Genomic DNA, 11,265 nt, shown 5'->3' with positions numbered 1-11,265 from the left:
GTCTTCATAAGTCATTATTTTTCCTCGTATTTTAAAAGATAGGAATTTAGAGCTACCCCCTTGATCACTGATCCCGATTAAGCTAGACCTAGTGTCTTGCACATCGTTTACACTTCTTTTTCCATTACAGAGTAAACAATCCGTACCAAGAGAACTACCTCTCTCTTTAATAGATAAAAAGGCCTGAACCACAGTATACTGACACGAGGTTTCAGACCATTTTATTACACTATGTATCTCCCTTTGAGGAGCTTATTCGACAATCCTACGTTGTATTTGTTAGTCCCAGCGTTCATCCAATTTATCTGCATAAAAAGTAATCGCTCGTTTGTATTTCTGTATACCGGCATTAGCCGAATGTTCGGCAATTTCCTGCAAGAGCAATTTCATCGCTCGCTTATGTTCTTTGAGATTATACTGAACCATCGCCATAAAAACCTGGAATTCCCGTCTCTCTGGAAACTCAAATAAGGCGGTCTCAAAAATCTTCTCCGCTGTCTCATACTGGCCAAGTGTTCGATATGTACTGCCTAGTCCAAGCAATGCTCCCGCTCTGTCTTCCTTGGATAGTTCGCCTGAAAGAGCAGCTTCATAGTAAGGCACTGCTTCCTTTTCGAGCCCTAATGTATCGTACGTCCAGGCAAGCTGATAATGTAACTGTGCAGAATCGATCAGAAGTTTCCCTTCACGTAAAAGTTCTTCAAGCGTAAGTAGTTCCTCAAGTGCCATTTCGTTTTGTCCACTCTCTCTTAACTGAACTGCCTGTGTTAAACAATCCATAGATTCTCTTCTCCTACTCTCTTCTATCGCTTTCCTATTATATTATCAGCTAAACCATCTACTTCTGAAGTAATGTTTAATTTAGAATCATTTAGTCCCAGCTGAAAGCTCAACAAGAAAAAGAGACACCTATTTGTGTCCCTTTCTTTTTATATCAGGTTCATTTTAGGGCGCTGAATTTGCCGCCTGACTCTGTCTTTTACGAATGGAATGAACCCCCATAATCACGGCAATCAGTTCATAGCTGTCTATTTCGGAGGAGTTATTATGCAGGCGATAGGCTCCTGAGCTGAAAAAACCAGAGACTTTCTCAAATCCTGCTACCACCTCTCCTTGCTCATCCACGATGGTAAAATCTCTAGAGAATGCGGGTGAGGTAATCGTAAATATTCCTCTCGATCCTGCTTGATATTCAAACTTCTTCTCTAGAAAACTCATTCTAGATCGAACGATACCGATCGTCTCTCCTTGCGGGTCAAGTACATTCCATTTATTAGAGAACACTCTAAATTTAGCTGAATAGATCAGGTTACGCGAAGAATCATAGATATCCAGCGAAGACCCGAAGGCACTTTTCAAATCGATGTGGCCCAGTTCACTGCCTGAAGCATCCATAATTTCAGATGTCCCTGAACTAAAAAAGCGATCCTGAAATAGAGTTCCATATACGCTTCCCCCTTATCTCAATCGTTATGAGGATTCATACCTTTGGGTCTAAAGAATTCAATCATCTTAATAAAGTTCACGTCATATACCTTCTCTACATCCTGCAATGTATACAGTCTGCCATCCATCTCTTTGAGGGCATAAACATAATCATGTCTTACGATATCCATTGCTTGTTTTCCGACATACTCTCCTTCGTAAGCCGCAAGCTGTTCATTCTTGCTTTTGTTAAAATTCAGTACCTCTCGGAAAGAGGCTTCTACAAACGCATTGACTACGATAAGTGTATTCCCTTCTAGCTGAACGGCGCGGTATAAATTACCACGTTCATCTTCAATTAGATCCTTGTTTATTTCAATATTCATGGTATCCCTCATTTCATTTCTCATATCCCTATTGTATCAGGTTATAAAGACAAAAAAATGCCTTACAGACATTTATCCAGTCTGTAAGACATTTACCTTTATGAAATTCTCACATTCCACTTTTATGATTCATATGCATTCGTAATATAGGTATGTGAGAACGAACCCAAACCATCGAATAATGCATCTACAAATCCAGCTGGATCATAAAGCATACGGCCTCCACCTAGATCACGGTAACCTTCAAAACTCCATCCCCAAGGGGTATTAGCTGCATTTGCACGACCTTCATCTCCTCTGAAGGTGCCATAACTGCTCCACAGATCAAGTGTGAAATCATTACGTAATGGCCATAGGGATGTTTCAAGAGGAATTAGAGAACTATACAACCGTTTTGTGTTATCGAAATTTCCTAACTTTTGTGTCCAAATATCCTGACCAGCCGCATTCATATTGGTGTTTGAAACACCATTCCCGCCCCACTCGAATACGTAACCCGTCTTCCCTTTGGCTCCATTTCCACTGTAAGGTTTGAGCGCATGCCCGAAATCGCCGTCTGATTCTGTGTATTTCTCGTCATTTTGAGCACTGTATACAAGTACATGTGTACCTGTTGCATTCGTTTCCGTTGTAAATGTTCCATCATAATAAACGGTACTGAGACCCGGAGTATAACCTCCCCCTGTTGCAGGAGAGTACATTCCAAGCTTAGCGTGCCGCGGCATGAGTGCTAGTTCAAGCTCCCCCTTGGGGTTCGTTACGACACTGCCATTTTCTTTAGCTGTTCCAGGCTTCCGAATGGTAAACATCATTCCTTCCATATCATTCTCATGATCACCTATTGTCCCTTGCGGATTATGTGCTGCGTAGAATAAGTTATAGCTGATAAAATAGTGTGTCTCACTCTCAACTACAGACCAATATGTGGCTGGATTCAGGGGAAGGCTGCTGCCTTTTGCATATTTCCCGATGTTATTCCAGCTGTTTAGTGCCGACCAGTCACCGTCAAAATTTACGGGGACCGGAATATCCTCCTGAGGAGCAGAGCCTACATCCTGATACAAAATGGGTGACCAAAAACTTGCAAGTTCAGCTTGTTCCTGTGCATTTAAGCTGAGAGCTACCGATGCTTCCGCCTTACTAACCGGTTTTTCTACTATTGGTCCTGTAAGTAAAGTTCCCACTACGATAGCGCTTGCCAACACCCTTTTACCTAATCCCCATTTCTGATTCATCCTCAGTCCCCATTTCTTAGATTAATAATCCCGTCCCTACTCCTTCACGGCGCCCAGCATGACACCCGTCACAAAGTAACGCTGCAGCCACGGATACACGAGTAAGATTGGAACCGTCGTAAATATGATACTGGCAGCCTTCAGACTTTCCGGCAAAACCTCTACCATGCGAATTCCCTCCATCTGCGTCGTATCATTGGCCATATTGTTCATTACGAGCTGATATAGCTTCAGCTGCAGAGGATACATATTTGGATCTGTGATGTAAAACAAGCTATCCATAAACCCGTTCCAACGACTAACCGCATAAAAAAGACTTAGTGCAGCAATAACCGGCATAGATAGAGGTAAAACAATACGAAACATGACACCAAAATGACTGCATCCATCAATTTCCGCTGCTTCTTCCAAACTTTTCGGTATTGCTCGCAAGAAGCTGATCATTATGATCAAGTTAAAAGGATTAATTAAATGAGGCAAAATGAGGGACCACATCGAATTAACCAAATGCAGCTCCTTAATGAGGATGTATTCTGGAATAATCCCCCCGCTAAAAAACATCGTAAATACGATAAGGTACATCATCATCTTTCGACCCTGCAACTGGGATTTAGTAAGCGGATATGCTGCAGCAATGGTCATTGCCATGCACAGTATCGTGTAAAGCACCGTAAGTCCGATAGTAAAAATAAGGGATCTTAACATACTTATATCGCCGATTACTCTTTTATGTGCTTCCCAGTTCCATTCCACCGGCCAGAGCATCACTTTTCCTGACAAAATTGAATTATTAGAACTCAGCGATACGGCGAGCACGTGCAGGAACGGCGCCAGACACATGAGCGAGAATAGGATAATCAATACCGTGTTGACGCCTCTGAACAGCCGATCCTTGAAAAGCAAACTCATGATCTATCTTCCTTTCATGTCCTCAATTCCTTAAAAGGAGCTATCCAGCTTAGATAATGCCGTTACCTGTCAAACGTTTCGCTAACTTATTAGCTCCGAGAATAAATAAGAGTCCTACCAAGCCTTGAAAAAGACCTACTCCCGTAGCGAAAGAGAATTGTCCCGATTGCAGGCCTATGGTATAGGTGAACGTACTGAGTACTTCCGAAACATCTTTAACCATCACATTGCCCATGATATAAGGACGTTCGAACCCGATCTGTACCATCTGCCCTAAATTTAATATGAGTAAGGTCACCATAGTTGTTCGTATGCCCGGCAAAGTAATATGACGAATAGCAGCGAACCTGCCAGCTCCATCTATCTTGGCTGCTTCATATAATTCTTTGTTGATGCCCACGATCGCAGCAAGATATATGATCGTTCCCCAGCCTGCACTTTGCCATACCCCCGTTAATAGATAGGTTACTACCCAATAGGCAGGGTCGGACAAAAATGGAATAGATCCTATTCCTATTCGTCCGAGCAATTCATTGACAATACCTGAATTTGTAGCAAATACCTGATAGAACACACCACCGATGATAACCCAGGAAATAAAATGCGGCAGATACAATACCGTCTGAGATACTTTTCTGATTTTTGCAGACGTCAATTCATTCAGCATGATCGCCAAAATGATCGGTGCAGGAAAAGATACGAGCAGATCGAGAAAATTCAGCATAAGCGTATTGCGCAGTGCAACATAAAACTCCCGATTTGCAAATATTTCACGAAACGTATCTAAACCGATCCATTCACTGCCTGCAATCCCAGTGAACAAGTTGTAATCTTTGAATGCGATGGTAATCCCATAGATGGGACCATACTTAAATAATAAAAAGAAGATCAGCGGTAAAGAAATAAGTACATATAACTGCCAGTTGCGGATGAAATTTTTCCATTTCCGTTTTCTCACCGTACCTCCGTGTAAACTCGGAAGACGTTTTGCAACAGCTCCAGACTCTAGGTTGGTCTCTGTCTTCATCCCACTTCTCCTTTCTTAGGTGTGTGGATGAAATGATTATTGCTTTTTCATCGCCTGGTAAAGTTCATGACGTTCTTTTAATATCGCTTCTCCGCCACTTTTCATCATGTCGCCCAGCAGCATATCGTAAGTTGCATCGAATTCATTCGCTTTTGCCAGTATCGACCTAGCTACCAGCTCATCATATTTTTCCTGAAGTAAGGTTCCATATTTAATCTGTGATTCAAGTGGTTTGTCAAAGCGTACCGGTTTCACACCATCTACAAGTGTAATGTCTCTAACTTGTTTGCCTAATTCGCGATCTTCTTCAGATAAGGACATTAAGTCAGCCATTTTGTTCTTCTCTGCATCACCGAAGTCCTGTCCATTGCTGATAATCGCCATATCCCCTGTGTTAAATAGATCTTTCTTGGCATCTTCCGTATCTAGACGAACAGGAATACCTTCCTCTAGACTATAATGTTTCGTTTCCTCTCCATTTTGCATCAAAAATAGTGTATCTTCCTGTGCCATCCAATCGAGGTATTGAATCGCCTCAGCAGCATGCTTGCTTGCTTTTGGAATAATGATGTACAAGCCTGCCGGTTTGTACAGTGGTTTGAAATGATCACCTGTGCTGTTGGTATAAGGATCAATCGCGGTAAGCTTTGCTCCAGAAACATTGGTCTTCAAGTTCTTGTATGTCTCATGCAGCGGTTCGATGCTGTCAGCTCCGAACATTCCCACTTTACCTGTCTGAATATCTTGGTTCAGTTTCTTCTTATCCTTATCCAGTGCAAAATCCGGACTCATCAACCCTTCTAAATACAACTTATTCAGAAAGCGTAGTGCTTCTTTATGACCAGGCAGCAGCGTTGGATAGTCACGTGAACCTAACTGATGTGTCAGCGTAATACTTTGCTCTTCCGTCAGTTTTTCTGTGAGTCCCCATATGATAGGTTCATAAGAAGCCGGTGTCAAAGAAAATCCGAGGGGAATCACCTGATCCGCACCTCCTGGTTTCTTTTCTTTAAAAGCTTTTAACGTTTCATACACTTCATCCGTCGTTTGTGGCGCAGGTAGACTTAACTCATCCAGCCAATCTTGACGAATATAAGAAGCGTATTTACCAATATTGACCCTTTTTGCTGGAACCGCATATTGAGTTCCTTCAAAGACTCCATATTCAAGTGTTTCTTCACCTAGGAAACTTTTTAAGTTAGATCCATGCTCATCCAGTAAAGAATCTAGTTCTGTTAATCCACCTTGCTTTGCATAGTTATATACAAGATTCTCGTCATAAGTAAAAATAATGTCAGGTACTTCACCCGAGGCCATCATGACATTCAGCTTCTGAACATCCTCTGAGCGTGGAACCGGTACGTATTCTAATGTAATTCCATTAGGATCTCCGAAATTTGTCTGTGCGAACTGTGTCAAATAATTGTCTGTTACCGAAGTACCTGTTGGCGCTTCTCCCCGCTCATACACTTCAATTTCTAAGGTTACGTTACTTGAAGAAGATTTCGCGCCCTCTTGCACTTTCTCACTTTCAGCTGTCATCGCGGTACTGCCACAGCCTGACAATAAACCGACGACAAATGCCGAAGTTAATATAACTGATATCCCTCTTCCCCATCGCTTCTTCATCCAAAACTTAGCTGCTACATCACGGTTTACCATTTCCCTTTCAATCCCCTTCCATCTTCTCCATGGATAAGCGTTTCCTTAACCGAAATCCGTATCGGCTAAGGTTCGCATCTTTGTTATAACTTGAATTTGACCTAAGACGAAATAGACCATTTCCCTATGCCGTTCATTAGTCTAAATCCCTTATCCAGCAAGGGTTCTCCGTTTCTTGATAAACCAGATTCCGATGATCAACTTATATCTGCAGATATTGTGCGAATCGGGCAATAATGTACTGTTTACGTACAAGTATGGGCTTACAATAATAGAATTCCTCAACGTACCCCGGATAATGGTTCATTCATTCCTTTTCCTTCGTAATAAAAAATGCCCCTTGACGCAAATGATCGGAAACAGCCGTTTGGCTGTACTCCTCTCGTCAAGAGACATGTAAATATTTTCTTCTTGAAATACCATTCCCTCATTTCACAGCTTGTTCCAATCGCGAAGATTCGAGATGAGGACTTTTCATTTTACGATACTCTCCAGGGGTTATTCCCTCCATTTTCTTAAACATTCGCCCAAATGAGATAGAGGTCGCATATCCAATCTGTAAAGCGATATCTTGTACCGAATCCTCTGTTTCATTCAGTTTTTTCTTCGCTTCTTCCATTCGCAGTCTCAGTAGAAAATCGACGAATTTCATACCGAATTCTTCTTTGAAAAGTTGACTTGCATACTTGGGTTTCAAGGCGAATTTATCGCTGATTTGTGTGAGGGATAGATCTGGATCTGTGTAATTTTGCTCAATGTACTGTTTAACCCGATTAATCGTTTCCTGATATTTATTTGATTTTTTGTAGGTACAATACCGCACGTAGAAACGTTCCAGATGTTCACTAAACACACTATATAATCCTGGAAAAAAAGCTTCCTTCCCCACCTTTTCTTGCATCATTGCCACTTGGTCTCGAAGTTTATTCTTCACATCAAAAGCGGCTATCCCTTCTACCTCTTCCAGCAGCAGCATCGCTGCGTAGTCAATGATTGCATAGATTTCTTCATCCGCCAGCCGCTCTCTCTCCATTTGCTCGAAAATAGTTTCGGTCTCTTCCCGCCAAACATCGTTCATCGTATGTAAATGTCTTATACATTCCGCCACATGGCGGTAATAAGTATATGCTGAATAGGGAGATGTCCTCTCCATGTGAGCGTACATCATGACGTTCCCGCTAATTAGCTTATACCTCAGTGCATGACGCGCCTGATGATAGGAGATAGCTGCTTCTAAGTGGTGTGAAACCAGGCGTCCGGCTCCAATTCGAACGATGATTCCTAGATGTTTTTTTATCCAACTCACCAGTTCTTCAAGTTGCTTCACCTGATCCTGAATATTCTCCGGGACATAATCCACTTCGTGCAGCCACACAACAACAAGCCGATCCGAAGCCACCCATTCCAATTCCAAATGTCCTTCTTGCTGCCACTGCTCTCGAACAACGTTCGCTAGAGAAAACTTCAAAACCTTTTGGTCCAGATCCTGATTCTGTCTCTGAAAATCTAAATCAAGCTCTAATTCGATAAGAGCCACGGTACATAAATGAACATCGACTGGAATTTCGAATTGTCGTGCTTTTTCTTCCCATTCTGAAATAGCTGCTTCTCCCTCCAACCAATCTCGGATAAATTGCCGCTTCCCCAGCATCCAATCTTCCTGGTGCCTTTGTTCATATCGTTTATTTGTCTCGACCAAATTCTCCAGTGCCTTCTCAATATAAGCAAACTCATCCGCTGCTTTCTGCTTGGGAAGATCTTGAAGAGGAAATTGTTGAATCCTGCTTATCAGTAGCTCTACCGGTCGATAGTTACGCTTAATAATATAGATACTCGCAAATACGCAAGAAAGCAGCACTAAAATACCAATAGCGATCCAAATATAAGATAGGAAGGAAACCCATGCAAACAACGAACCTTCTTTTATACCGCTGTAGAATGTCCAGCCAAGATAATCCGAGCGATACTGAAAGGTATATCTATTATCCACCTGTAAGTCATCGTGTCGTCTTTCTGTTTCCATCTCATTTGTGGAATAGAGCAAATTACCGGTTTTCATATCACTAATCTTCATCACCGATAAATCATCACTGCGCATATCGGTTGACAGTGCAATCAGTTTCTCTACATTCACATTGACCACAACAATCCCCTCCGTTCCAAGCGGCAGGGGGAAACGTTGAATTAATGAAAGAACCTGTGTTGACTTTGTAGAACGCTGATCTGTAAATAACCTTGCGCTCAGCCAATTCCCGGTTTCTGTCAAAGGAAAATGAGCCGCTATAAATTCCTTATCTGAGAACTCAGAGAGCGGCATAATCTCCTGTAAAGTTAAAACCATTGCATCTTCCGATCGATATACATAAAGTGACTGAATTGCAGGATAACTCTCCGCCAGTTTATTTAAATCTGTAGACAGCTCATATTGAATGAGCCTCATGTTGTCATTAGGGGAGGTATTCATAAAATTGTATAAGGGTCGATTCACCGCCAGTTCACGAAGAACAGTGCTTTCCATATCACGAGCCGCTCCTTCGATCGTATCGACAACACGTTTAGCGGTTAGCGTGTCGGCCCTCTTCGCTTCTTGGGTCATCAAGTCGGTAACGATGATAAAAGAAATAAAGACAACCGCAGAAATGGATATGAGTACAAGCGGTAAATAGGACAGCAGCATACGCTTATATCCTTTTCTCGCAATGATCCCTTCTTTCTGATAGAGTTGTCCCAATCATCACACCGTCCTTCCGGTACCGAGATTTTTATAGATTAGATTCACTAAGGTAATTGCAATCCGAGTTCTCTTACCTGGTTCTCAATTCTTCTTGGAACCATATGAAATAAATCATTCCAGGGCATCATAAGCTCCCCCGTAAACTTATATTCGGTAAACTCCATGGTAGGAACAAAGGCAAAGGTCTGAAGATACTCCCTTACCTTCGCATCGATCTCATCATTCGTAGAGAAGTATTCACAGAACAGATCAGTCACAAGCAGACCATCTATCCCCGCTTGGCTTCCTGCAGCCTGATATAAATTAGGAAGCAGTTCAAACAGGGTAGGAATTGGCGAAAAAGCATGCTTGCCCGGCTGAGAATACAAACGTACATGCGTATCTTCAATCAAATTACTGCGATCTTTCAGCAGACCTTTCAGCACTCTGCCATGAAAACTCGCCTCACAATCCACTACTTGGCCATCGTTACCCACGTAGACCCATACATGCTCCATCTCGTACAAATGCCCAATCTCGTAATCCCACCAGATGGCATATTCAATGACCTGCTTCACCTGTGACTCTGAACCTGGAAACGACCTGCGAAACGAAGGAGATACTGCTGGCATCTCCAGTATAGAAACCCCCACTGCTTCTGGATAAAATGGTTCATGTAAATCAAACATGAGATACGGTGCATATTTTAGCCATACATCCTTCGAGTGAGAGGTGTTCATCGCATCCATTCCTCCGTTCCTACTTTTAGTTTCTCAAGCAACAGATTGTGACTAGCATGAATTTCTTCTGGCGTACAGATTGACTTCAGCTCATAAACTTTTACTTTTGCCTGATTTATGGCCGGAAGGAAACGATCAAAATCATCTCGATCCTGACTGTGGATATAAGGACAATAATGGTCTGACAAGCCGACCGTTTCATGAATATGAACACCATATATATAAGGAAGCACTTCTTGCAGCTGCTCCTTATTATCATAGAGACCCATACGTTCCATCATGGTGGCATGCCCGATGTCATACCATAAGTAAACACCAGCTCCTGCTAGTTCATCACATATCAATATCATCTTCGCTTCCTTTAGTGTAGGCATTTGATTGCAGCGTGAACGTGTTTCGATACCAATCGCGATGTTCCATTGCTTTTTCGCTGCATATTCACAAGCTTCTGTAAGACTTTGCACGATCGTGTTCAGGTACTTAGGTGCCGCCTGGTCCCGCTTGTTCAACATTTCTTGAAAAACACGCTCATAAAGAGCTGAATTACGACCTTCTTCCCTATAGATCTTTTTTAGCCTCGAATCAATTTCATTCTCAAATGGAACTTCACCAGGATGAACAACAACCGCCTTTGCCCCATACCGATGTGCATATTCCATCGATCCAATTAAGGTCTCCACGGCCCGTTTACGTTTCATCTCATCCTCAAAACCTAGAAGCACCGAATCCGTACCATAATCCGGATCAGGGGTATGAGGAAATACGTTATGTACACTTGAGATCCCGATCTCTCCACGTTCAATCATCGGCTCGATTGCACTCAAATGAACGTCCGTTACATTATAGTTAAGCTCAACCTGCTGAAATCCAAGCTCCTTTATCTCCTCAACCATACCTCGTCCATCATCCATATAACGTTTAATGTTCCAACATGTCGAAAATGAATAATCCCCTTTTTCCATCTCACTCCATCCCTTCATATGATAGTTTCCCGCTCACACAAAACATGACCTGTTTCCATTGTAAGGGGTTATTGTTAACTAGAAGTATGTAGAGTAACAAGGAAGTGTTAATTTTACATTGTTAGAAGCATCACGTAGTTTTTGTAAAACGATGCGATTTCCCGAGAAATAAAAAAAACTGCAGGCAAACTAGTTTAAACCAGTTT

Annotated in this window: 10 protein-coding genes; all 10 read right to left on the bottom strand. The window is 42.2% G+C overall.

Going from position 1 to position 11,265, the window contains the following annotated elements; all coding sequences use genetic code 11:
- Nucleotides 1-279: 279 nt before the first annotated feature.
- Nucleotides 280-780 carry a tetratricopeptide repeat protein gene (locus PV403_RS06665; RefSeq protein WP_332083945.1) on the bottom strand — a complete coding sequence of 167 codons (501 nt, stop codon included), beginning with the start codon at nucleotides 778-780 and terminating at the stop codon, nucleotides 280-282.
- Nucleotides 781-945: 165 nt separating this feature from the next.
- Nucleotides 946-1,395 (bottom strand): hypothetical protein, encoded by a 450-nt coding sequence (locus tag PV403_RS06660; protein ID WP_332083944.1) that lies wholly within the window; start codon nucleotides 1,393-1,395, stop codon nucleotides 946-948.
- Nucleotides 1,396-1,463: 68 nt separating this feature from the next.
- A complete protein-coding gene (locus PV403_RS06655; RefSeq protein ID WP_332083943.1) occupies nucleotides 1,464-1,811 on the bottom strand; it encodes a hypothetical protein in 348 nt (115 codons plus the stop codon).
- Between the two features lie 122 nt (nucleotides 1,812-1,933).
- Nucleotides 1,934-3,046 carry a hypothetical protein gene (locus PV403_RS06650; protein WP_213531319.1) on the bottom strand — a complete coding sequence of 371 codons (1,113 nt, stop codon included), beginning with the start codon at nucleotides 3,044-3,046 and terminating at the stop codon, nucleotides 1,934-1,936.
- Nucleotides 3,047-3,082: 36 nt separating this feature from the next.
- Nucleotides 3,083-3,955, bottom strand: coding sequence for a carbohydrate ABC transporter permease (locus PV403_RS06645; protein ID WP_213531317.1), 873 nt, complete (start codon nucleotides 3,953-3,955; stop codon nucleotides 3,083-3,085).
- Between the two features lie 49 nt (nucleotides 3,956-4,004).
- Nucleotides 4,005-4,982: an ABC transporter permease gene (locus tag PV403_RS06640; RefSeq protein WP_213531315.1), complete on the bottom strand. Its 978-nt coding sequence runs from the start codon at nucleotides 4,980-4,982 to the stop codon at nucleotides 4,005-4,007.
- Between the two features lie 36 nt (nucleotides 4,983-5,018).
- Entirely contained in the window at nucleotides 5,019-6,644 is a 1,626-nt protein-coding gene (locus tag PV403_RS06635; RefSeq protein ID WP_249716951.1) for an extracellular solute-binding protein, read from the bottom strand.
- Nucleotides 6,645-7,071: 427 nt separating this feature from the next.
- Nucleotides 7,072-9,375, bottom strand: a complete 2,304-nt coding sequence (locus tag PV403_RS06630; RefSeq protein WP_249716949.1) for a helix-turn-helix domain-containing protein — start codon at nucleotides 9,373-9,375, stop codon at nucleotides 7,072-7,074.
- Between the two features lie 47 nt (nucleotides 9,376-9,422).
- On the bottom strand, nucleotides 9,423-10,097 hold the full coding sequence (locus PV403_RS06625; RefSeq protein ID WP_249716947.1) for a hypothetical protein: 675 nt from the start codon (nucleotides 10,095-10,097) through the stop codon (nucleotides 9,423-9,425).
- Complete coding sequence (locus PV403_RS06620; protein WP_249716945.1) at nucleotides 10,094-11,077, bottom strand: sugar phosphate isomerase/epimerase family protein; 984 nt, start codon at nucleotides 11,075-11,077, stop codon at nucleotides 10,094-10,096. Before PV403_RS06620 ends, PV403_RS06625 begins: the two co-directional genes overlap by 4 nt.
- Between the last annotated feature and the right edge of the window lie 188 nt (nucleotides 11,078-11,265).

Origin of the sequence: Paenibacillus sp. GYB006, from assembly GCF_036577645.1 — a bacterium.
Lineage (GTDB): Bacteria > Bacillota > Bacilli > Paenibacillales > Paenibacillaceae > Paenibacillus.
This window is presented reverse-complemented; position numbering and strand designations above follow the sequence as displayed.

What these genes read in the sequence shown, in the direction of transcription:
- PV403_RS06635 (WP_249716951.1), bottom strand. Translation starts at nt 6,644, where the DNA reads ATGGTAAACCGTGATGTAGCAGCTAAGTTTTGGATGAAGAAGCGATGG.
- PV403_RS06655 (WP_332083943.1), bottom strand. Translation starts at nt 1,811, where the DNA reads ATGAATATTGAAATAAACAAGGATCTAATTGAAGATGAACGTGGTAAT.
- PV403_RS06645 (WP_213531317.1), bottom strand. Translation starts at nt 3,955, where the DNA reads ATGAGTTTGCTTTTCAAGGATCGGCTGTTCAGAGGCGTCAACACGGTA.
- PV403_RS06665 (WP_332083945.1), bottom strand. Translation starts at nt 780, where the DNA reads ATGGATTGTTTAACACAGGCAGTTCAGTTAAGAGAGAGTGGACAAAAC.
- PV403_RS06625 (WP_249716947.1), bottom strand. Translation starts at nt 10,097, where the DNA reads ATGAACACCTCTCACTCGAAGGATGTATGGCTAAAATATGCACCGTAT.
- PV403_RS06640 (WP_213531315.1), bottom strand. Translation starts at nt 4,982, where the DNA reads ATGAAGACAGAGACCAACCTAGAGTCTGGAGCTGTTGCAAAACGTCTT.
- PV403_RS06660 (WP_332083944.1), bottom strand. Translation starts at nt 1,395, where the DNA reads ATGGATGCTTCAGGCAGTGAACTGGGCCACATCGATTTGAAAAGTGCC.
- PV403_RS06620 (WP_249716945.1), bottom strand. Translation starts at nt 11,077, where the DNA reads ATGAAGGGATGGAGTGAGATGGAAAAAGGGGATTATTCATTTTCGACA.
- PV403_RS06650 (WP_213531319.1), bottom strand. Translation starts at nt 3,046, where the DNA reads ATGAATCAGAAATGGGGATTAGGTAAAAGGGTGTTGGCAAGCGCTATC.